Origin of the sequence: Streptomyces sp. ASQP_92 (assembly GCF_025399895.1) — a bacterium.
Taxonomy (GTDB): Bacteria; Actinomycetota; Actinomycetes; order Streptomycetales; family Streptomycetaceae; genus Streptomyces.
In genome coordinates this window covers 1-21185 of the sequence record NZ_JAODUA010000003.1, presented here as the reverse complement: position 1 = coordinate 21185, position 21185 = coordinate 1, and the positions used below count along the sequence as shown (strand labels likewise).

Genomic DNA, 21185 nt, shown 5'->3' with positions numbered 1-21185 from the left:
CACCTGCGCAGGTGCGGCGTATGTTCCGACGGAACCTTTGTATATGCGGCCTGAACCCGCCTATCTTGTCGCACATGCAGTCCTACACCATCGGCCAGGCAGCGCGTCTGCTCGGCGTCAGCCCCGACACTCTGCGCCGCTGGGCCGACGGCGGCCGCCTCACGACCCATCGTGACGAAGGCGGCCGCCGACTCATCGACGGGCGGGATCTGGCCGCCTTCTCCATCGAGGTCGGCCAGTCCCCCAACGGCGAGGAGGAGGCGCCCTACACCTCCGCCCGCAACGCCTTCCCCGGCATCGTCACCGCCGTCAAGCTCGGCGATGTCGCGGCCCAGGTCGAGATCCAGGCCGGACCGCACCGCCTGGTCTCCCTCCTGACCCGGGAGGCCGTCGAGGAGTTGGGCCTCGAGGTGGGCATGCAGGCCACCGCGCGGGTGAAGTCCACCAGCGTGCACATCGACCGCACCTAGGTCGAGAACCGGCCACTCACGAACGTCCCCGCGGCGTCGCCCCTCCCCGTTTCCTGCCAGGACGTCCGGCCACGGACCTCCACCCAGGACTCGGTGGGCCCTCACCTCCCGGCGCGGCTCGACAGCACCCGAAGGAGCTCCACCCATGTTCCTCACGACTCCCACCGCGCGGCGTCGCCGCGCCGCCGCGGCCGTCGTCACCGCCGCCCTGCTCGTCCCGCTGGCCGCCGCCTGCGGCAGCGACAAGGACAGCGCGGGCGCCAAGACGGCCTCCCCGTCCGGCGGTTCCGGCTCCGCCCCGAAGGCCGCGCAACTGACCGTCCTGGCGGCGTCCTCGCTGACCGACGTCTTCAAGGCGGCCGGTGCCGCCTATGAGAAGGAGAACCCGGGCACCCACGTGAAGTTCTCCTTCGCCGGGTCGCAGGAGCTCGCCGCCCAGGTGAAGCAGGGCGCGCCCGCCGACGCCCTGGTGACCGCCGACACCAAGACCATGGACGGCCTGAAGGCCGATGTGAACGACTCGTCGATCATCGCCAGGAACCGTCTGGTCGTCGTGGCCGGCGAGGGCAACCCGAAGAAGATCGAGGGCCTCAGGAGCCTGTCCTCCGACACCCTGAAGGTCGTCCTCGCGGCGCCCCAGGTGCCGGTCGGCCGTTACAGCAAGCAGGTCCTCGACGCCCAGAAGATCACGGTCAAGCCGGTCTCCCAGGAGCCGAACGTCCGCGCCGTCCTGTCCAAGGTCGAGCTCGGCGAGGCCGACGCGGGCATCGTCTACAAGACCGACGCCGCCTCCGCCAAGGGCAAGGTCGACACGATCGACATCCCCGACGCGCAGAACGCCGTCGCCAAGTATCCGGCCGCCACTCTGAAGACCTCGAAGAACTCCGACGCCGCCGCGGCCTTCGTGAAGTGGCTCTCCTCCCCCGAGGCGCGGAAGATCCTGACGGACGCGGGCTTCCAGCAGCCGTAACCCGCCGCCACCCCCGACCCCGACCGCCTCAACTCCCTTGCCGAGCCCGCCCGTTCCTCCCCATGGGCGGGCCCGGCACCCTCAGGACCCCCGGGGGAACCCCCATGCTCCGCAGCCGCTCCCGCTCCCACTGGCGCCCGCCCCTGGCCCTGGCGCTGCCCGCGCTGCTCGCCATCGCGTTCCTGCTGATGCCGCTGCTCGGCATCCTGGCCCGCACCTCCTGGAGCGAGCTCGGCACCCATCTGTCCGGCCCCGAGGTCACCGAGGCCCTGCGGCTCTCCCTGGTCGTCTCGTTCTGGGCACTCGGCCTCTCCCTTCTTCTCGGGGTGCCCCTGGCCTGGCTGCTCGCCCGGGTCGACTTCCCCGGCAAGGCTTTGGTGCGTTCGCTGGTGCTGCTGCCGATGGTGCTGCCGCCCACGGTGGGCGGCGTCGCCCTGCTGCTCGGCTTCGGACGGCGCGGGCTGCTCGGGCCGTGGCTGGAGAACACCTTCGGAATCACGCTGCCCTTCCACACCTCGGGCGCGGTGGTCGCGGCCACCTTCGTCGCGATGCCGTTCCTGGTGATCAGCCTGGAGGGCGCGCTCGGCGGACTGCGGCCCCGCTACGAGGAGACCGCCGCCTCGCTCGGCGCCTCTCCCCTACGCGTCTTCCTCACCGTGACGCTGCCCATGGTCGCGCCGGGCCTGGCCGCCGGCGCGGCCCTCACCTGGGCCCGTGCGCTCGGCGAGTTCGGCGCCACCATCACCTTCGCCGGCAACCTCCCCGGCACCACCCAGACCCTGCCGCTCCAGGTCTATCTCCTCCTCCAGGACTCCCCCGGGGCCGCGACCTCCGTGTCCCTGCTGCTGCTTGCCATCGCCATGGCGGTCCTGGTGGCGCTGCGCGGCCGCTGGACCGGCTCCGCCTCGGTACGGAACGGGGCGCCCGCCGCCGCGTCCGCCCCCGCACCCGCCGACCCCTCGCCCAGGGATTCCGATCCATCGCGTGCCGTCCCGGGCGCCCACGCCCCCCTCACGGCGGCCGCCGCCGAGGGCGAGCCGGAAGTCTCCGCGCCTCCCGGCACGGAAAGCGTCGACAGGAGCCCCAACTCCGCTGCCACCAGGCCAAGTTGGCCGATGCACGCCGCGGTGTCCGGGTTCAACGAGGTGACCCTGGACGCCGAGCCCGGCACCACCATCGCGGTGGTCGGCGAGAACGGCGCGGGCAAGACCACCCTGCTGCGGGCCCTGCTCGGCCTCACCCCCCGCGCCCACGCCGAGCTGCGCCTGGGCGACCTCGACGTCACCTCCCTCGCGCCGCACAGGCGGGGGGTCGCGTGGGTCCCCCAGGACGGCGCCCTGTTCCCGCATCTGAGCGCGCTCGCCAACACGGCGTACGGGCTGCGCGCCCAGGGCGTTGCCCGTGGCGAGGCCCGCGCCGAGGCCCGGCGCTGGCTGGACCGGCTCGGCGTGGGCCACCTCGCCCACCGCAAGCCGGCCCAGCTCTCCGGAGGGCAGGCCCAACGGGTGGCCCTGGCACGGGCGTTGGCCGCCAGGCCCCGGCTGCTGCTGCTGGACGAGCCCCTCGCGGCCCTGGACCAGACGACCCGGGCCCATGTCCGCCACACTTTGCGCACCCACCTGGCGGGGTTCGCCGGGGTCTGTCTGATCGTGACCCACGACCCGGTCGAGGCGGTCTCGCTGGCCGACCGGGTCCTCGTCCTGGAGGCCGGTCGCACCCTCCAGGACGCACCGCCCGCCGAGGTCACCCGCCATCCGCGCTCCCCCTGGGTGGCCCGGATGCTGGGCCGCAACGCGTGGGCCGGGGAGGCGAGGGGCGATGGCCTCGCGCTGGCCGGCGGCGGGCGGATCGTCGCGGCCGAGCGGCTGAGCGAGGGCAGCCGGGCACTGGCGATCATCGCGCCGGAGTCGGTGTCCGTGCACCGCAGGCGCCCCGACGGCAGCCCGCGTAACGTCTGGCCCGGCACCGTGCGCGAGATCACGGCGAGCGGGAGCAGGCTGCGGGTGCTCATCGGGTCGGCCGAGTCGCCCGACCTGATCGCGGAGATCACCCCGGACGCGGCCGCTGAGCTGGGCCTGGCGGAGGGCGCGGCCGTGTGGTCGAGCGTGAAGGCGACCGAGGTGACCCTCGTATCGCTGTGAGCCGACTCGCCATGAGCCGGCCCCCCTAGACTGGCTGCCCGGGCGACAGACAGGGCCACGACACCGAGGAGGCGGAGGCGGCGGTGACCACGACCAGCAGCACCGAGCCGTCGGCCGAGGTGCTCGGCGAGGCAGCGGGCGTCTTCGGACTCCTTGCCTCGCCCGCGCGGCTGCACATCATGTGGACGCTGAGCCACGGCGAGTCCGATGTGTCGGGGCTTGCCGAGCGGGTCGGCGGTGCGCTGCCGGCCGTCAGTCAGCACCTGGCGAAGCTGAAACTCGCGGGGCTCGTCCGGTCCCGGCGGGAGGGACGGCGGGTCGTCTATCTCGTCGACGACCCCGATGTGGCTCAGATGGTGCGCTGGCTGGTGGCCCGGCTCGGCGGGGGCGTGAAGCTGCCGGGACCGTCGGGACTCGTCCGTGACCTGGGCGCCTGAGCGGATTTCGTCTCTGCAGTTGTCAAGGAGCACTCCGCTGCAGCTGCTTCGTTCACTCGGCTCCGGACCCCGGGGGCTTGTCGAGTCGGACGCCGAGACACGACTCGTGCGATATGGGGAAAACGTCCTCCCCGCGCGTCGAGTTCCATCCCTGCCGATTATTTTTCTGCGCAGTCTGCGCGACCCGTTCACCGCCGTGCTCGCCTCCCTCGCGCTGGTCTCCACGCTGGTCGCGGCCTGGGCCACGGCCTCGGTCATCGCGGTCCTGGTGGTGGTGAGCTGTGCGCTGCGGGCGGCCGGCGAACACCGCGCCGACCGTTCGGCTTCAGGGTTGCGGGAGTTGGTGGCGAGCACCGCGACCGTGGTGCGCAGGACGGCCGACGAGGCCGTGCCGGTGTCGCGCGAGGTGCCGGTGGAAGAGGTGGTCCCGGGCGATGTGGTGCGGCTCGCGCCCGGCGATCTCGTACCGGCGGACCTGCGGTTGCTGCGGTCCACCGGCCTGACGATGCATCAGGCGGCTCTTACCGGGGAGTCGGCGCCGGTCCCCAAGTACCCGGTGGACGAGCCGGCACCCGGGACGACGGGTGCTGCTCCCGCCGAGGCGCGGGCGCACGGCCGGGACGAACATGGCTCCCGCCAGGAGTTGGCCCGCACCCTCGACGACCAGGACTTCGACCGGCCCGAGGTCTGCTTCCAGGGCAGCAGTGTGGCCTCCGGCAGCGGCACCGGCGTGGTGATCGCGACCGGTGCGGACACCCGGTTCGCGCGCGCCGACCGGCTGCCGGGCCACGACCGGCGCACGACCGCCTTCGACCGGTCGGTCCACGGCATCTCCTGGATCCTGATCCGCTTCATGCTGCTGACCCCGCCCCTGGTCCTGATGGCCAACGCGGCCCTGCGCGGCCGCGGTCTGGAGACGCTGCCGTTCGCGGTGGCCGTCGCGGTCGGCCTCACCCCCGAGATGCTGCCGGTCATCGTGACGACCACCCTCGCGCGGGGCGCCGCCGCCCTGGCCCGCGACCATCGGGTGATCATCAAGAGGCTGCCCGCGCTGCACGACCTGGGCGCCGTCGACGTCGTCTGCCTGGACAAGACCGGGACGCTCACCCAGGACCGGCCCGTCCTGGAGTGCGCGCTGGACACGTCGGGCACGCCCGACGACTCCGTGCTGCACTGGGCCGCCGTCAACAGCCTGTGGACGGTACGGCTCGCCGAACTGCCCAGCGCCGACGCCCTGGACGAGGCCCTGCTCGACGCCGCCGAGGAACGGTTCGCCGAGGGCCTCGACGCCCTGGAGTACGACGCCGTCGCCGCTCTCCCCTTCGATCCGGTGCGGCGCCTGTCCACGGCCGTCGTCGCCACCCCGCACCGCCTCGGCCGCCACACCCTGGTGGTCAAGGGCGCCGTCGAGGACGTACTGGAACGGTGCCGGCTCACCGACGACGAACGGGCCGGGACCGCCGCGCTCGCCGGCCGTCTCGCCGCGGACGGGCTGCGCGTCCTCGCGGTGGCGCTGGCCGAACGGCCCGCCTCCCCACGCCCGTTCACCGCCCGGGACGAGCGCGGGCTCACCCTGAAGGGGCTCGTCGGACTGCGTGACGCGACGGCGGACACGGCGGCCGCCGCGCTCGCGGGCCTGGCCGACCGGGGGATCGAGGTGAAGGTGCTGACCGGCGACCACCCCGGCACGGCCGCCCGCGCCTGCCGCGACCTCGGCCTGGAACCCGGCCGCGTCGTCACCGCCGCCTCCTTCGACGCCCTCGAGGACACCGAGCTGGGCGAACTCGCCGACAGTAGTACTGTCTTCGCCCGCTGCTCCCCCGCGCACAAGGCCCGGCTCGTGCGCGTCCTGCGCGAGCGCGGACACGTCACCGGCTTCGTCGGGGACGGCGTCAACGACCTGCCCGCGCTGCGCGCCTCGGACGTGGGCATCTGCCCGCCCGAGGCCGTCGACGTGGCCCGCGAGACGGCCGACGTCGTACTCGCCGCGAGGGATCTCACCTCGCTCGACCACGCCATCGCGGCGGGGCGCGCCGGCGGGGCCGGCATCGCGGGCTATCTGCGGATCACCCTGTCCTCGAACCTCGGCAACGTCATCGCGATGCTGACCGCGGGACTGCTGCTGCCGTTCCTGCCCATGCTGCCCTCGCAGGTGCTGGTGCAGAACCTGTGCTTCGACGCCGCCCAGTTGGCGTTCGCGTACGAGCGCCCGCGGGCCGCGGCGCTGCGCCGCCCGCTCACGCTGCGCCCACGCGAAGTGCTCGCCTCCGTCACCGGGTTCGGCGTCATCAACGCCGCGACCGACCTCGCGACGTTCGCGGTACTGGTCTGGGCGGTGAGGGACACCCGGGCCCAACCGGCCTTCCACGCGGGCTGGTTCACCGAGAACCTGCTGACCCAGGCCCTGGTGATGGTCCTGCTGCGCACCGGGCGCGGCGGCGGCATCCCCACCACCGCCGGCGTCCTCGCCCTGACCGGTCTACTGCTCCCGCTCACCCCCGTGGGCCCTCTCATCGGCATGGCGGCGCTGCCCCAGGCGTACTACCCGCTGCTCGCCCTCGTGCTCGCCCTGTACGCGGCGGCGCTGCACTGGGGCACCCGGCGCGCGCGCCGCACGGACACTCCGCAGGAGGCGCCCGCTTCATAGGATCGGCCCATGTCAGCGCAGAACCCCGGCCCCCGGCGCGACACCCGGGGCATCGTCGACGCCGCCGATTTCCTCGCGCACGTACGGTTCCGCAGGCACGAGCCGGCGCCGGAACTGCGGCCCTGCCTGGAGCACTACTGGCTGATCGACTGGGATCTGGCCGAGCCGTACGCGTCGCACCTGGTGCCGCATCCGTCCGTCAACCTGGTCTTCCAGCGGTACGACGACGGCCGCCCGGACTTCCTTGAGCTGTCGGGCGTGGGCCTGGGTCTCGCCACCCGGAAGCTGTCGGGCCGCGGGCGGGTGTGCGGGATCCAGTTCCGGCCGGGCGGGTTCCGGCCCTTCGCGCCCGGCTTCGCCGTGTCGACGTGGACGGACCGAGTGGTCGCGGCGGACCCGGTGTTCCCGCACGCCGACCCGACGGCGGTGCTCTCGCCGGAGCGGGACGAGGACCGGGTCGCCGCCCTCGACGCCTTCCTGCTCGCCCTCGACCCCCGGCCCGATCCTCGGGCGGAGCTGGCGATGAAGCTGGTCGACCGCATCCGTCACGACCGCACGCTGCGCCGGGTCGACGTGCTCGCCCGCGAGGCCGGCCTTTCGGCGCGCTCCCTGCAACGCCTCTTCGCGGCCTGGGTGGGCGTCGGCCCGAAATGGGTCGTACTGCGCTACCGCATCCATGAGGCCCTGGAGCACGCCGAGTCCGCCGAATCCGTCGACTGGGCCCAGCTGGCCGCCGAGCTGGGCTACGCCGATCAGGCCCATCTCGTACGGGACTTCACCGCGACGCTGGGCGTCCCGCCCTCGGCCCTGCGCGCCGGAACCTCCCGCGCCTGACCCCCTGATCACGGGCACCTGCCCCTGTTGAACCCAGCCCTCCCACCCCATAACCGCTGGTCAGGGGGATTGTCAGACCCGGCGCCTACAGTTTCGGACATGAACGTCACAGCCCGTGAAGTCCCCCCGCGCATCCGCCTGGTGGCCTGGTCAAAGGGCGACTTGGGCCTGCTGCGCAAGAAGAACACGCCGGAGATGACCGAGCACCTCGGCGGCCCGGAGCCCGAGGAAAAGGTGCTCTCCCGGCACGCCACCTACACGGCCATGAGCGCGCGACCCGCCGACGAGGGCCGGATGTTCAGGATCGTCCTCGACGAGACGGGCGAGGAGGTCGGATCGGTCGGGTACTGGCCGCGCATATGGCAGGGCGAGGCGGTGTACGAGACGGGGTACGGCATCCTGCCCGCGTTCCGGGGTCGCGGTCTGGCCGTCGCGGCGCTCCGGGCGGTCGTGGCCGAGGCGCGTGCGGCGGGCGGCCCACGGCGGCTGCACGCCTACCCGTCCGTGGACCACACCGCCTCCAACAACACCTGCCGCAACGCCGGGTTCACCTGGGCCGGCGAGGTCGCGTTCGAGTATCCGCCGGGCACCTGGCTCCGCTCCAACGACTGGTGCACCGACCTGGGCGAGCAGGTCAGTCCAGCGGCTTGTCGAAGTTGAACGCGGTCACCGCCATGCGCTCGCGGAAGTAGAAACGGTGTGCGTCGGTGCGGTGGGTGCCCGAGTCGAGATTGAGGGAGGTGCAGCCCACTGCCCTGGCGTGGTCCTCCAGGTGGGCGAGGAGGGCGTGGCCCACGCCGGTGGAGCGGGCGGTGGCAGCGGTGACCAGGTCGTCGACGTACAGCTTGCGGACCGCGCTGGTGTTGACGACGACCCGCCAGCCGGCGGCCCCCACACAGGCCCCGTCGTCGCCGTACGCGGCGCTGAACCGCAGCCCCTGGGCGTGCCCCTCCCCGTAGATCTCGGCGAAGAGCTCCTCGGTGAGGTGCGGGCGGAGTTCGGTGAGTACCGGCAGCAGGTCGTCCGTCAGACGCGGGTCGCCCGGCTCGAGGTCGATGATCTTCATGCGGCGAAGCGTAGAGGCCGCGGCCCCGGCCCGCGACTGCCGATGGGTTCGCGTGCGCGGGCTTCCGGGGATGGGGCGACTCCTGCGCCCCACCCACGACCCCATCCCACCGCAATGCGCTTGACGTCAGCGGTCGAGTCGACGATATTTGTCTGCGTGACGCAGATTCTGTTCTGCACAGTTTAATGGCCGGGGGGCCGACCCCGCAGGCGTGCCGGAGCTGCTTCAGTTCTTCAACTCCCTTTGTCCGAAAGGTATTTCCACCATGACGGTCCTGATCACCGGCAGCCGCGGCAAGGTCGCCACCACGCTCATCCCGCTGCTTCGGGAGCGCGGTCTCTCCGTTCGGGCGGCGTCCGCCAGCCCCGACAAGCTGACCCTTCCGGACGGCGTGGACCGCGTCGTCTGCGACCTCGACGACCCGGCGACGTTCCCGGCCGCGCTGGCCGGAGTCGAGTCGGTCTTCCTGTACGCCAACCCGCAGCACATCGAGGCGTTCCTCGCCGAGGCGAAGGCCGTCGGCGTCCAGCACATAACGCTGCTCTCCTCCAGCGCCGTCCTGGAGCCCGGCGCCGACACCAACGCGATCGCCACCATGCACCACGCCGTCGAGCAGGCCCTGGAGCGCTCCGGGATCCCGTCGACGTTCCTGCGGCCCGGCGGCTTCGCGGGCAACGCGCTGGGCTGGTCCTGGGGCGCCAAGTCGACCGGCACCGTGGACCATCCCCTCCCCGGCGCCCAGGCGGCGCTCATCCACGAGGCCGACATCGCCGATGCCGCGCTCGCCGTCCTGACCCGGCCCGAACTGCGCGGTGGCGCCCACCACCTCACCGGTCCCGTCTCGCTCAGCGTCACCGAGCAGGTCGCGATCCTCGCCGAGGCGACCGGTCGCCCCCTCACCGTCAACGCCGTGGACGGCGCCGCGTGGAAGGAGTCGATGGCCGAGTTCATGCCGCCCGAGTTCGCCGACACCCTGCTGCGTTACTTCGCCGCCCATGACGGCCACCCCGACACCGTCACCACCGCCGTCGAGGAGCTGACCGGCCACCCGGCCCGCACCTTCGAGAGCTGGGCCCGGGAAAACGCGGACGCCTTCCGTCCGTAGCCCCACCGCCCGGCCCTGACCCCACCGGGCCCCGGCCCGGCCATGGCCTCGGCCCTGACCTCACCGCAGCCCCAACCGCGGCCCGGCCCGCACCAGTTGCGGGGCACCTCACCAAATGCATGGCCCGCGACCCGGCCCGAATGCGATCCTGACCGCGTGAACGGACCGGAGATCCATATCGACTTCGCCCCTGAGCTGCACCTCTTCGTCCCGGCCAAACGCCGCCAGGGCCGCAGCGCCGTCGTGACCGACGGCGTGTCCACACTCGGCCATGTCGTCGAGTCGCTGGGCGTCCCGCTCACCGAGGCCGGCCGGCTGTTCGCCGACGGCCGCGAGGTGCCGGTCTCCCACATCCCGACGGCGGGCGAGGTCGTCGAGGTACGCGCCGTGGAGCGTCCCCAGAAGGTGCCGGGCGCCCCGCTGCGCTTTCTGCTCGATGTCCATCTCGGCACGCTGGCGCGGCGATTGAGGCTGCTGGGTGTCGACGCCGCGTACGAGAGCGAGGACATCGGGGATCCCGCGCTCGCCGCGCTCTCCGCCCGGGAACAGCGCGTCATGCTCTCCCGGGACCGCGGGCTGCTGCACCGCAGGGAGCTGTGGGCCGGGGCCTACGTCTACAGCCATCGCACCGAAGAGCAACTCCGGGACGTACTCAGCAGGTTCACGCCCGCCCTCGCACCCTGGACGCGCTGCACCGCCTGCAACGCGCCGCTGCGGGAGGCCGACAAGGAGTCGGTCGGGGACCGGCTTGAGCAGGGCACCCGCAGCACCTACGACGTCTTCGCGGAATGCGGGTCCTGTGGGCGCGTCTACTGGCGCGGCGCCCACCACGCCAGTCTTGAGGCGATCGTCGACGAGGCCGTCCGCGAGTTCGGCGGCCCTGGCGGCGGGTGAGGGGTTCGGGCCGGCCGCAGCGCGTTCAGCGCTCGGGCGACATCCGCCGCATGCACCCAGGCGCTCCGGCCGCCCGCGCCGGGCCCCGCCCGCCCTCAGATCCGCCCGCTCCTGAGGCGTTCGATCTGAGCGGTGCTGAGTTCCGCGGTGCGGCGCATATGCGTGGCGATGAGGGCGATCTCGTGGTCCTCGTACGCCTCGAACATCTCCCACCAGGCGCCGTTGAGCTTGCCCCAGACCGAGCCGAGTTCCGCCATCCGGCAGGGCACGAGCTCGACGAGCACCTTCCTGCGGTCCTCGGTGTCCCGGCGCCGCGTCACATAGCCGGCCTTCTCCAGGCGGTCGACGAGCCGGGTCGCCGAGCCCGTGGTGAGCCCCGTCAGGGCGGCGATCCGGCCCGTGGTGACCGGCCCGGGTTCCAGGCCGAGGAGGTTGAGGCACTGGAGATCGGTGGGATGCAGCCCCAACTGGTCGGCCAGCGCCTGGTTGAACAGGGCGTACGAGGCCATGTAGCGGCGCGAGACGCCGCCCAGGTCACGCATCAGATCGGCCCGGTCGCCGCAGTCGGGCCGCCGCCCGTCGGCGCTGTTCTTCTGTGCCATGCAGAGATTGTACGGCGCAGAGGAACGCGGGGGTACGCCCGCGGGGGACCCCTCGCCGGGCGGTGCGGGAGCCGCAGGCCCTACGGACCCTCGGCCGTGAGGTAGCGCTGCACGGTAGGGGCGAGCCAGGCGATCACGTCGTCGTGGGGCATCCCGACCGCCGGGGGGAAGCGCAGTACATAGCGGGCCATCGCCATGCCCAGGATCTGCGAGGCGACCAGAGCGGCCCGGCGCGGGGCGTCCGAGGGGTTCGGGCAGACTCCGGCCGCGAGGGTGACCAACTGCTCGGCGAAGATCGCCTGGACCCGTTCGGCACCCGCCGCGTTGGTGACGCCCACGCGCAGCAGGGCGGTCAGGATGTCGTCGCTCTCCCAGCGGTCCAGGAAGTGCGCGACGAGCGCGGCGCCCAGCCCCTCGACGGGCAGCTCGTCGGCCTTCGGAATGCGCAGGTCGATCGCGGAGGCGGCGGCGAAGAGCCCCTCCTTGTTGCCGAAGTAGCGCATCACCATCGACGGGTCGATCCCCGCGTCCCGGGCGATGGCCCGGATGGTCGCGCGCTCGTAGCCGTCGGCCGCGAAACGCTCGCGGGCGGCGACCAGGATCGCGTCCTTGGTGGCCAGGGAGGTGCGGCGAGAGCCCCCCGCAGGTGCTTCGGTCGTCATGCCAACAACTGTAGGCCAACACGTGTTGACACGCCAGTGGCGCGGTTCTACCGTTGCCAACGAGCGTTGACCAACAGTCGTTGACCAACAAGCGTTGGCCCTCAGGAGGCAGCCATGAACGGCAGCACCCCCGCGTCCGGCTCCACCGGCCCGTCCGACCCCGCGAGCCCGGCCGGACAAGCCCGCGCCCACGACGACGCCCACACCCGCAACACCAACACCAACACCAACACCCACGGCGACACCTCGACGACCGACGTCCTGATCGTCGGTGCCGGGCCGACCGGGCTGCTCCTGGCGGGCGATCTGGCCGCCGCGGGCCTGCGCGTCACGGTCGTCGAGCGTCGGGCGCACGGGATCAGCAACATGACGCGCGCCTTCGCCGTCCACGCCCGCACCCTGGAGATGCTGGACGCCCGGGACCTGGCGGAGGAGTTGGTCAAGGGCGGAACGACGGTCGACCACATGGACATGTTCGGCCGGGTCGCCCTCGACCTGACCCGGCTGCGCTCCCGCTTCCCGTTCCTGCTGATCACCCCGCAGTACCAGGTGGAGCGCCTCCTTGAGCGACGCGCCCTGTCCGAAGGCGTCCACTTCCGTTACGACAGCGCGCTGTTGACGCTCCGTCAGGACCCGGACGGGGTCTCCGCCGAGCTGCGCGAGGGCAGCGGCACCGGCGCCGAGGAGACCACCACCCTCCGGGCCCGCTACCTCGTCGGCACCGACGGCGCCCGCAGCGGCGTGCGCGAGGCCCTCGGGCTGCCGTTCCCCGGCGGGGCCGTGATCCGCTCGATCGTCCTCGCGGACGTGCGGCTCGACAAGGAGCCGGAGGCGACGCTCACCGTGAACGGCACCGGCGACTCGTTCGCCCTCGTGGCCCCGTTCGGCGACGGCTACTACCGCGTCATGGGCTGGAGCCGCAAGCGCCAGGTCCCCGACACCGCCCCCGTCGAGCTGGACGAACTCCGCACCATCGCCCGCGAGGCCTTCGGCACCGACTACGGCCTGCACGACGCCCGCTGGATCTCCCGCTTCCACAGCGACGAGCGCCAGGCCCCCTCCTACCGGGTCGGCCGGGTCTTCCTGGCCGGGGACGCCGCACACGTCCACTCCCCCGCCGGCGGCCAGGGGATGAACACCGGCCTCCAGGACGCGGCGAACCTCTCCTGGAAGCTCGCCGCCGTTGTACGGGGCCGCGCCGCCGACCCCGAGGCCCTGCTCGACAGTTACGAGGCCGAGCGCCACCCGGTCGGCGCCGCGGTGCTGCGCAGCAGCGGTGCGCTCGTGCGGCTCGCCATGGCGCACAACCCCCTTCAGCGCGCGGTGCGTTCCCTGGCCGTCCAGATCCTCGGCACCCTGCGGCCCGCCGCCGACAAGGCGATGGGCATGATCAGCGGCATCGGGATCTCCTACCGGGCGGAACGCGGAGCCCACCCGCTCACCGGAAAGCGCGCCCCCGACCTCGACCTCACCCAGGGCCGCCTCTACGAGCTGTTGCGCCGGGGCGAGTTCGTCCTGGTGACGCCCCCGGACAGCGGGGTCGGGGCGCCGCGGGGCGTGGTGGGCGCGCACTGGCGCAGCGGGCGCGTCGACAGCCTGCTCGTACGGCCCGACGGATATGTGGCCTGGGCCGGCGACCGCCCGGACCCGGCCGGGTTGGGTACGGCGCTCGCCCGCTGGACGGGACGCGCGTAACGGCGGGTCCGGTCCCCTCCCCCACAGCGGCCCCAACTCCCTTGCAGGAAGCCCCAGAGCGAGCCGCACTCCGCTCCCTGCCATGCCGCTCCCCGCCATGCCGCGCTCCGGCATGGCGGGGCCCGTGCCACCCTGGCCCCATGCTCGTCGCCCGCTCCGCGCTCCTCTTCGTCCTGGCCGCCCTGTTCGAGATCGGCGGGGCCTGGCTCGTCTGGCAGGGCGTCAGGGAGCATCGCGGCTGGGTGTGGATCGGCGCCGGGGTCCTCGCGCTCGGCGTCTACGGCTTCGTGGCCACGCTCCAGCCCGACGCCGAGTTCGGCCGCATCCTCGCCGCGTACGGCGGTGTCTTCGTGGCGGGGTCGATCGCCTGGGGGATGGTCGCGGACGGCTACCGCCCGGACCGCTGGGACGTCGCCGGCGCGCTGATCTGCCTGGCCGGGATGGCCGTGATCATGTACGCCCCGCGCGGCCGCTGAAGGCCCCCACCCCGCACGCCCCGCGCGGCCGCTGAGGGCGCCCCGGCCGGGCGCACCGCGGCCCGCCTATCCTGGCGGCGTACTCACCACACGCGCGAGGAGCACGACATGACTGCCGCCGGGACCCCGATCGCCGTCGTCACCGGAGCGAGCAGCGGGATCGGTGCCGCCACCGCCCGCGGGCTCGCCGCCGCCGGCTACCGCGTGGTGCTGACCGCGCGCCGCAAGGACCGCATCGAGGCGCTGGCGGCCGAGATCAACGAGGCGGGCCACCAGGCGACGGCGTACCCGCTGGACGTCACCGACCGGGCCGCCGTCGACGAGTTCGCGACCGCCTTCCGCACCATCGGGGTGCTCGTCAACAACGCGGGCGGCGCGCTCGGCGCGGACCCGGTGGCGACCGGCGACCCCGAGGACTGGCGGCAGATGTACGAGACGAACGTCATCGGCACACTGAACGTCACCCAGGCCCTGCTGCCCGCCCTGGAGGCCTCGGGCGACGGCACGGTCGTGATCCTCTCCTCCACGGCGGGCCACTCCACCTACGAGGGCGGGGGCGGCTATGTCGCCGCGAAGAACGGTGCGCGCGTGCTCGCCGAGACGCTGCGCCTCGAGATCGTCGGCCGTCCGGTGCGGGTCGTCGAGATCGCGCCCGGCATGGTCAAGACGGAGGAGTTCGCCACGACGCGCTTCCGCGGCGACGCGGAGAAGGCGGCGAAGGTGTACGCGGGCGTGGCCGAGCCGCTGACCGCCGACGACGTCGCCGACACCGTTACCTGGGCGGTCACCCGCCCCAGCCACGTCAACATCGACCTGCTCGTGGTGCGTCCCCGCGCCCAGGCCTCCAACACCAAGATCCACCGCGAGCCGTAGCCGAACCGGGCGGGGCGAGCACCCACCGGGCCCCGCCCCGCGCGGGGCCTACTGCACCTTGGCCCGCAGCATCGGCGTCCTGGTGTGCCGGCGCTTCTCCCCCGCGTGGAAGACCAGGATGATCATGCGGGCGCCCGGCGCGGCCATCGGCTGGGCGGCGCACATCGTCACCCAGCCGGGCCCCAGCGCCCCGTGGTTGAGCGGACGCTCGTCGCCGTCGAGGTGGAGGTAGGCGCTGGCCCGGTTGTAGATCCCGGCGGCGAGCGGGTCCGCCAGGACCTCCTTCTCGATCTGCGCCAGCGTCTCGTCGGTGGGGTCGGCGGCCAGCGCCGCCCGCAGCTGGGGCAGCACCAGCGGCGCCCAGGAGTGCTCCCAGTCGGTCAGCGTCTCGCGGGCGCCCGGGTCGAGCGCCATCCACCGCATCGTGTTCTGCGGCACCTGCCCGCCGGGGAACATCTCGGACCAGCGGTCGTTGTACGCCAGCAGGTTCCACGAGCGGTCGTTGACGTACGCCATGTGCCCGATGCCGTCGACGGCCTCTTGCCACACGCCGGGGATCTCCTCTCCGGACTGCGAGTTCAGGGGAAACGGCGGATCCTGGCCCAGGCAGTAACGCCACAGCGCGATCCACTCCTGCTCGTTCATGCCGAGCAGCCGGGCCACGTCCTGGAGCAGGTCAGCGGGCGGGTTGGGGTAGCGCCCGGACTCGAGGCGGCCGTAGGTGTCGGGGGCGCGGTGCAGGATCTGGTCGATCTGGGCCTGCGACAGGCCGGGCGCCCGCCGTCCCTGCCGGGTGGGTCTGCTGAGCCCGTGGCTCTCGGGCTTGATCAGCGCGCGGCGCTCGCGCAGCAGGGAGCGCAGAGCGGGCTTGTCCATCTGTGGTTCTCCCCCGGTAACGGGCGGCCGGCGATTTCGTTGCCGGCCGCGCGGTTGGAACAGCCGCTCCCGACTCTCGGTCCCGACTCTGCGATCGGCTCCGGGCCGGGCGCTCGGCGTGCACCGGATGGCCGGTGCGCATCCCATGGTCGGCGTACGTTCCATGGTCCGCGTACGTCCCATTGTCCGAGCGAATCGATTCCCCGCTCTCCACGGGGTGAGCGCGGCTCGCCGTGGGGCCGGTGCGGGCCCGTGGGGACACGGCTCACCGACAGCGCTGCGGCCCCGGACGCGGTCGTCGGGGCTGAGACAACAGTCACTGTGTGCGGTGGCCGGGAGAGCGCCGGAGATCACGGCCGGAGCGCGGGCCGGGAGGCGATTGGCGAGGTGTGCCCTTTCGTGGACGGGTCGGGTACGGTCGGCCCCTCCGGGCACAGCTCTGGAGCCGCCCCCTTCGGGGTGGCCACCGAGGCACCCGCCAGGAGAGACCCCACCAGTACGGTGACCGATGGGGTATGCACGGATCAAGCGGTAGCGCGCTGCGCACGTACGCAGGGCGCACACACGCAGCGGCACAACGGGGGCAGACATGGGCGAACCGGACGGCCGGTGGGCCGGCGCCGAGGACACCGCCGCGTCCGGGGGCGCCGAGCACGCCCAGGAGCTGTCGGCCCGGGCCGTCGAGGTCTACGGCCGGGTCACCCGCCACGAGCACATCGACCCGGTGCGCGACGCCCACGCCCTCGACGAGCTCGCCGACTGGGGCCTGGTCACCACCGACCCGCACCTGCCCCATCTGCCGATCGCCCTCGACCCCCAGGAGGCCGGCCGGCGCCGCCTGGACGACGAGCTGCGGCGGATGGCGGCCAGGGCCGCCCTCGCGGCCCGGATCCCCCAGGTCACCGACGAGCTGAGCCTGCACTTCGAACGGGCCAAGTGGCGCTCGGGGCGCGGCTCGGAGTTCCTCGGCGAGCCCGAACTGGTCAACGCCCGCATCGAGCAGGCCGTCGGCCGGGCCCGGGCCGAACTGCTCACCGCCCAGCCCTGCGGCCCGCGCACCCCCGCCCAGCGCGAGGCGGTCGAGGAGCGGGACCGGGCGGCGCTCGCCCGGGGTGTCCACATCCGCACCCTGTATCTCGACGCCGGCCGCGACTCCGCGGTGACCGGGGCCTATGTGAGCGCCATGACCGGCCGGGGCGCCCAGTTCCGTACCCAGGTCACCCAGTTCCAGCGCTGTGTCGTCATCGACCGGCGCCAGGCGTTCATCTCCGATCACGTAGTGAACTCCGCGCCCGGCGACGCCTCCTGGCACGTGCGGGACCGGGCCGTGGTGGCGTTCATCGCCGAGGTCTTCGAGGAGTGCTGGCGCCGGGCCGACCCCTGGAACGGCGACCCGCAGAGCGGCGCGCCGGAGTCGGCCGGGCCCGGCGGCACCCGCACCACGCTGCTCCAGCGCGAGATCCTGCGCGACATGGCGCGGGGCATCGAGCAGCGGCTCACCGCGCAGCGCCTGGGCATCGGGCTGCGCAGCCTGTCCAAGGAGGTGCACACCCTGAGGCAGTTGTTCGGGGCGTCCACGCTTCAGGAACTCACCTATCAGTGGGCGCTGTCGGACGAGCGCCTCATCGACGACCGGCCACCCCGAACGGGCCGGGCCACGGCCTGACGCGCTGCCGTCAAACGCCCTCATCAAGCCATCCGGACACCCCTTCCTGCCCGGGGGGCCGAATCTTTTCCCATCCCGCTTTTCAGCGGATAAATCTTCAGCGGAAAACTAACGGCGCTTCCTGCATGCTGAATGAGGACGATCAACTGCCCTGTGAAGGGCGGATCCCGATCGCCTGACGTCCGCTGTCACGAGGACGTTGTCCGCGTACGCCAGAACCGGCAGTGCAGGGCATGGGCAGACGATGCCCTGCCGGGCGTCCCGCGGACACCGGGTGGCTTCTGCCAGTGCCGCCCGGACAAAGCCGGACCCCTCCCCGGTACGTCCTCGTGATACGGGCAGTGCCCGGCGGCCTCTGGCCCGCCGACGGCACAGCCGTGCGCCACATCCGGCGCTTTCCCGGCATGCGGGCCGGGAAGAGGCGGCGGCCGGGGGCTCACGCCCCCGGCCCGGCCGCGCTCCCCCGCGAGACCCTCAACCCTTGACGCACACCACCTGCTTGAGCTTCGCGACGACCTCCACCAGGTCGCGCTGCTGGTCCATGACCTTCTCGATCGGCTTGTAGGCGCCCGGGATCTCGTCGACCACGCCCGCGTCCTTGCGGCACTCCACGCCCCGCGTCTGCTCGACGAGGTCCCGCGTGGAGAACGCCCGCTTCGCCGCACTGCGGCTCATCCTGCGGCCCGCGCCGTGCGAGGCCGAGTTGAAGGAGGCCGCGTTGCCGAGGCCCTTGACGATGTAGGAGCCCGTGCCCATCGAGCCCGGGATGATCCCGAACTCCCCGGCGCCCGCGCGGATCGCGCCCTTGCGGGTGACCAGCAGGTCCATGCCGTCGTACCGCTCCTCCGCCACGTAGTTGTGGTGGCAGGAGATGACCGGCTCGAAGGTGACCCTGGCCTTCTTGAACTCCTTGCGGACCACGTCCTGGAAGAGCGCCATCATGATGGCCCGGTTGTACTTCGCGTACTCCTGCGCCCAGAACAGATCGCCCCGGTAGGCCGCCATCTGCGGGGTGTCCGCGACGAAGACGGCGAGGTCGCGGTCGACCAGGCCCTGGTTGTGCGGGAGCTTCTGCGCCTGCCCGATGTGGAAGTCCGCGAGCTCCTTGCCGATGTTGCGCGAACCGGAGTGCAGCATCAGCCAGACCGAGCCCTCCTCGTCGAGACAGAACTCCACGAAGTGGTTGCCCGAACCCAGCGTCCCCATCTGCTTGGCGGCCCGCTCCTCGCGGAACCTCACCGATTCGGCGATGCCCCCGAACCGCTCCCAGAACCCCTCCCACCCGGAGGTGGGGAAGGCGTGCAGCCGGGAGGGGTCCACCGGATCGCGGTGCATGCCGCGGCCCACCGGGATGGCCTGTTCGATCTTCGAGCGGAGCCGGGAGAGGTCGCCCGGGAGGTCGTTGGCGGTCAGCGAGGTCTTGACCGCGGACATCCCGCAGCCGATGTCGACGCCGACCGCGGCCGGGCACACCGCGCCGTGCAGGGCGATGACCGAGCCGACGGTGGCCCCCTTGCCGTAGTGGACGTCCGGCATCACGGCGAGGCCCTTGATCCACGGCAGCGTGGCGACATTGCGCAGCTGCTGCATCGCGCCCTCGTCGATCGACCCCGGGTCGGTCCACATCCTGATGGGCACCCGTGCGCCCGGCATTTCCACGTACGACATGATTCCTCGATCCCCCGAAAGCATAAATCGGCACCAAAGCCGGAAACCGCACGTAGGGCAAAAACTGGATCCGAAACCCACAACCAGGACAGTGGACCGGCGTTCACAGGTGCGCGTGCGATACACATTGTGTCCGGCCACCGCCCCCGCGCGGCAACCGCTTTTCCCCCAGTCGCCCTGCTGAAAGGAGCCCGGACACCGTGCAGCGAAAGGCGTACGTGCCTGGTCTCGCACTCCTGGTGGCGCTCGCCTCCGGCTGTTCCGCGGCCTCCGGGAGCGACGGCTCGACCACCGACTCCAAGGCGGGCGTGCCCAAGACGGCCGCCGCGCCGCCCGGCAAGTACCGCACCCTGCCCGAGCCCTGCCGGGCCGTGAACAAGGGCCTCCTGGCGGACATGCTGCCGGGGTCCGCCTCCCTGACGGACGCCGACGCCGCGAAGGAGCTGGCCGGCGCCGCCGACCTCACCTACGACACCGACCGCAGGGTCGGCTGCCGCTGGAAGGACGAGGCGTCCGAGGCGGTGCGCAGACTCACGGTCGACTTCGAGCGGGTCGTCTCCTACGACCCTGCGGTCAGCGACGACGACCGGACCAAGGAGCTCTACGGGAAGAAGGAGAGCGCGGCGCACCTGCCCGCTCCCCAGAGCTCCGCCCCCTCACCGGCCGCGACCAGGACCCCGAGCCCGACCGGCACGCCCCCCGGCGCCACCCCGTCCGTCCCGGCGGGCCCGCCCACCGGCGCCCCGGCCACGCCGAGCCCCTCGAACACCGCCGGCAAGGACGGCCTCCAGCCGCGCCGGCTCAGCGGGCTCGGCGACGCCGCGTTCCTCGACGACGTATCGTCTTCGTCCGGCTCGTCCCCGACCGGCACCGACGGCGGTTCGGCGGCCGGACAACGTACCGTCACAGTGGTCTTCCGTACGTCCAACGTCATCGTGTCCATCGAGTACACCGCCCAGGCCACGGGATCCGCCGCGGTCCCCGACAGCAAGGAGCTGCAGGAGCAGGCCCAGGCCCTGGCCGGCAAGCTCGTCGAGCAGTTCAGCGAATAGCGCGCCCAGCGCGAAGAACGAAGAGCGAAGGAATCATGCACCGATCAGCCCCGGCCACCCCCGAAAAGGCCCACGCCCCGGCCCCGCGCATCCGGCTCGCCCGTGTCCTCGCCTGTGCCGCCGTCCCTGTGATGCTCGTCGCAGCGGGCTGTTCCTCCGACTCGGGCGGCGACAAGAAGAAGGACGCGCCCTCCGCCTCGTCCTCCGGCGGCAAGCAGGCCTCGGCCTCGCCGTCGCTCGCGCCCGCGAAGTTCAAGAAGCTCCCCGAGGCCTGCCAGTCGATCAGCGAGAAGTCGATCGACAAGTACGTCCCCAAGGCGAAGACGAAGGCGGGCGAGGTCGGCAAGACCTCCGACCCGCAGTCCCAGGCGAGCTGCACCTGGAACGGCCTCGACGACAAGGGCGTCGACGGCTCGAACTACCGCTGGCTCGACGTCGACTTCAAGCGCTACGACTCCACCCCGGGCCTCGGCAGCGGTGACGCGCTGGCCCAGAAGCAGTTCGATCGGGCCGTCTCGGGGGCTCAGGGGACGGCCGACGCCAAGAACGTGAAGACCTCACCGGTCTCCGGCCTCGGCGACCAGGCGACCGCCATCACCTTCGACCTGAAGAAGACCGACGCGGACTTCCGCTACGGCGTCGTCGTGGTGCGCACCGCCAACACCGTGGTCGCCGTCGACTACAACGGCACCGGCTACCAGGGCGCGGACGCCCCCTCGGCGGGCGACGTCCAGGACGGCGCGACCGCCACCGCCAAGGAGGCCGTGGCGGCCGTGGCCACCGCGAACAACAAGTAGCCCTCGCACCACCGTCCGGAGTCCGGCCCTCCCCTGTGGGCCGGACTCCGTACGTATGTGCCAGGCTGTGCCCGCCAGTTGCTTGACGAGGGGAGGGGACGCGGGTGGCCGCGACTCAGCTGACACGGACGCACCGCATCCTGATCGGGGTGGTGGTCGCGGGAGCCGTGGTGATCGCCGGGATCGGGTTCGCGGGTTCGTACGCCGCGGTCCGCGAACTCGCGCTGCACAAGGGCTTCGGGAACTTCTCCTAC

21 protein-coding genes are annotated in these 21185 nt (G+C 72.6%); 16 read left to right on the top strand and 5 right to left on the bottom strand.

All coding sequences use genetic code 11. The features are described from left to right. Positions 1 to 74 precede the first annotated feature (74 nt). The 7 genes from N4G70_RS09550 (at position 75) to N4G70_RS09520 (ending at position 8159) form a co-directional block, all read left to right on the top strand. A complete protein-coding gene (locus N4G70_RS09550) occupies positions 75 to 470 on the top strand; it encodes a molybdopterin-binding protein (protein WP_261712117.1) in 396 nt (131 codons plus the stop codon). Positions 471 to 615: 145 nt separating this feature from the next. Further along, positions 616 to 1440: a molybdate ABC transporter substrate-binding protein gene (gene modA / locus N4G70_RS09545; RefSeq protein WP_261712116.1), complete on the top strand. Its 825-nt coding sequence runs from the start codon at positions 616 to 618 to the stop codon at positions 1438 to 1440. A gap of 104 nt (positions 1441 to 1544) precedes the next feature. Then, positions 1545 to 3581, top strand: coding sequence for an ABC transporter permease (locus N4G70_RS09540; RefSeq protein ID WP_261712114.1), 2037 nt, complete (start codon positions 1545 to 1547; stop codon positions 3579 to 3581). A gap of 83 nt (positions 3582 to 3664) precedes the next feature. Next, on the top strand, positions 3665 to 4018 hold the full coding sequence (locus N4G70_RS09535; RefSeq protein WP_261712113.1) for a metalloregulator ArsR/SmtB family transcription factor: 354 nt from the start codon (positions 3665 to 3667) through the stop codon (positions 4016 to 4018). Beyond that, positions 4002 to 6665 (top strand): magnesium-translocating P-type ATPase, encoded by a 2664-nt coding sequence (gene mgtA, locus N4G70_RS09530; RefSeq protein ID WP_261712112.1) that lies wholly within the window; start codon positions 4002 to 4004, stop codon positions 6663 to 6665. The genes N4G70_RS09535 and mgtA overlap by 17 nt, the downstream gene beginning before the upstream one ends. A 9-nt stretch (positions 6666 to 6674) precedes the next feature. Beyond that, positions 6675 to 7499, top strand: coding sequence for a helix-turn-helix domain-containing protein (locus tag N4G70_RS09525; protein WP_261712111.1), 825 nt, complete (start codon positions 6675 to 6677; stop codon positions 7497 to 7499). Between the two features lie 99 nt (positions 7500 to 7598). After that, entirely contained in the window at positions 7599 to 8159 is a 561-nt protein-coding gene (locus tag N4G70_RS09520; protein ID WP_261712110.1) for a GNAT family N-acetyltransferase, read from the top strand. Here N4G70_RS09520 and N4G70_RS09515 read toward each other — a convergent pair. Continuing rightward, positions 8134 to 8565, bottom strand: a complete 432-nt coding sequence (locus N4G70_RS09515; protein WP_261712109.1) for a GNAT family N-acetyltransferase — start codon at positions 8563 to 8565, stop codon at positions 8134 to 8136. The genes N4G70_RS09520 and N4G70_RS09515 overlap by 26 nt on opposite strands. Before the next feature lie 265 nt (positions 8566 to 8830). On the opposite strand from N4G70_RS09515, the gene N4G70_RS09510 reads away from it, so the two are divergent. Together N4G70_RS09510 and N4G70_RS09505 are read left to right on the top strand one after the other, a co-directional pair. Then, positions 8831 to 9670 (top strand): NAD(P)H-binding protein, encoded by an 840-nt coding sequence (locus N4G70_RS09510; RefSeq protein WP_261712108.1) that lies wholly within the window; start codon positions 8831 to 8833, stop codon positions 9668 to 9670. 156 nt (positions 9671 to 9826) lie between these two features. Further along, positions 9827 to 10564 carry a Mut7-C ubiquitin/RNAse domain-containing protein gene (locus N4G70_RS09505; protein ID WP_261712107.1) on the top strand — a complete coding sequence of 246 codons (738 nt, stop codon included), beginning with the start codon at positions 9827 to 9829 and terminating at the stop codon, positions 10562 to 10564. Positions 10565 to 10659: 95 nt separating this feature from the next. Here N4G70_RS09505 and N4G70_RS09500 read toward each other — a convergent pair whose 3' ends face one another. After that, the gene (locus tag N4G70_RS09500; RefSeq protein ID WP_261712106.1) at positions 10660 to 11166 is read right to left on the bottom strand and encodes a MarR family winged helix-turn-helix transcriptional regulator; all 507 of its coding nucleotides are present in this window, start codon (positions 11164 to 11166) and stop codon (positions 10660 to 10662) included. Positions 11167 to 11246: 80 nt separating this feature from the next. Continuing rightward, the gene (locus N4G70_RS09495) at positions 11247 to 11828 is read right to left on the bottom strand and encodes a TetR family transcriptional regulator (protein WP_261712105.1); all 582 of its coding nucleotides are present in this window, start codon (positions 11826 to 11828) and stop codon (positions 11247 to 11249) included. A gap of 114 nt (positions 11829 to 11942) precedes the next feature. On the opposite strand from N4G70_RS09495, the gene N4G70_RS09490 reads away from it, so the two are divergent. From N4G70_RS09490 to N4G70_RS09480, 3 genes are all read left to right on the top strand, one after another. Then, on the top strand, positions 11943 to 13523 hold the full coding sequence (locus tag N4G70_RS09490; RefSeq protein WP_261712104.1) for an FAD-dependent monooxygenase: 1581 nt from the start codon (positions 11943 to 11945) through the stop codon (positions 13521 to 13523). Positions 13524 to 13663: 140 nt separating this feature from the next. Further along, positions 13664 to 13999, top strand: a complete 336-nt coding sequence (locus N4G70_RS09485; RefSeq protein WP_261712100.1) for a YnfA family protein — start codon at positions 13664 to 13666, stop codon at positions 13997 to 13999. A gap of 108 nt (positions 14000 to 14107) precedes the next feature. Then, positions 14108 to 14872 (top strand): SDR family NAD(P)-dependent oxidoreductase, encoded by a 765-nt coding sequence (locus tag N4G70_RS09480; protein WP_261712099.1) that lies wholly within the window; start codon positions 14108 to 14110, stop codon positions 14870 to 14872. A gap of 48 nt (positions 14873 to 14920) precedes the next feature. On the opposite strand, the gene N4G70_RS09475 is transcribed toward N4G70_RS09480, so the two are convergent. Further along, complete coding sequence (locus tag N4G70_RS09475; protein WP_120722036.1) at positions 14921 to 15748, bottom strand: helix-turn-helix domain-containing protein; 828 nt, start codon at positions 15746 to 15748, stop codon at positions 14921 to 14923. A 589-nt stretch (positions 15749 to 16337) separates the two neighbouring features. Here N4G70_RS09475 and N4G70_RS09470 point away from each other — a divergent pair. Further along, positions 16338 to 17414 carry a hypothetical protein gene (locus N4G70_RS09470; RefSeq protein WP_261712098.1) on the top strand — a complete coding sequence of 359 codons (1077 nt, stop codon included), beginning with the start codon at positions 16338 to 16340 and terminating at the stop codon, positions 17412 to 17414. A 474-nt stretch (positions 17415 to 17888) separates the two neighbouring features. Here the strand turns inward: N4G70_RS09470 and N4G70_RS09465 are convergent, their stop codons facing one another. Continuing rightward, entirely contained in the window at positions 17889 to 19082 is a 1194-nt protein-coding gene (locus N4G70_RS09465) for an RtcB family protein (protein WP_261712097.1), read from the bottom strand. A gap of 200 nt (positions 19083 to 19282) precedes the next feature. Here N4G70_RS09465 and N4G70_RS09460 point away from each other — a divergent pair, with 200 nt between their 5' ends. From N4G70_RS09460 to N4G70_RS09450, 3 genes are all read left to right on the top strand, one after another. After that, the gene (locus tag N4G70_RS09460) at positions 19283 to 20134 is read left to right on the top strand and encodes a DUF3558 domain-containing protein (protein WP_261712096.1); all 852 of its coding nucleotides are present in this window, start codon (positions 19283 to 19285) and stop codon (positions 20132 to 20134) included. Between the two features lie 35 nt (positions 20135 to 20169). Continuing rightward, positions 20170 to 20931 carry a DUF3558 domain-containing protein gene (locus N4G70_RS09455; protein ID WP_261712095.1) on the top strand — a complete coding sequence of 254 codons (762 nt, stop codon included), beginning with the start codon at positions 20170 to 20172 and terminating at the stop codon, positions 20929 to 20931. Between the two features lie 104 nt (positions 20932 to 21035). Continuing rightward, the coding region (locus tag N4G70_RS09450) for a DUF2637 domain-containing protein (RefSeq protein WP_261712568.1) at positions 21036 to 21185 on the top strand (150 nt) is incomplete at its 3' end.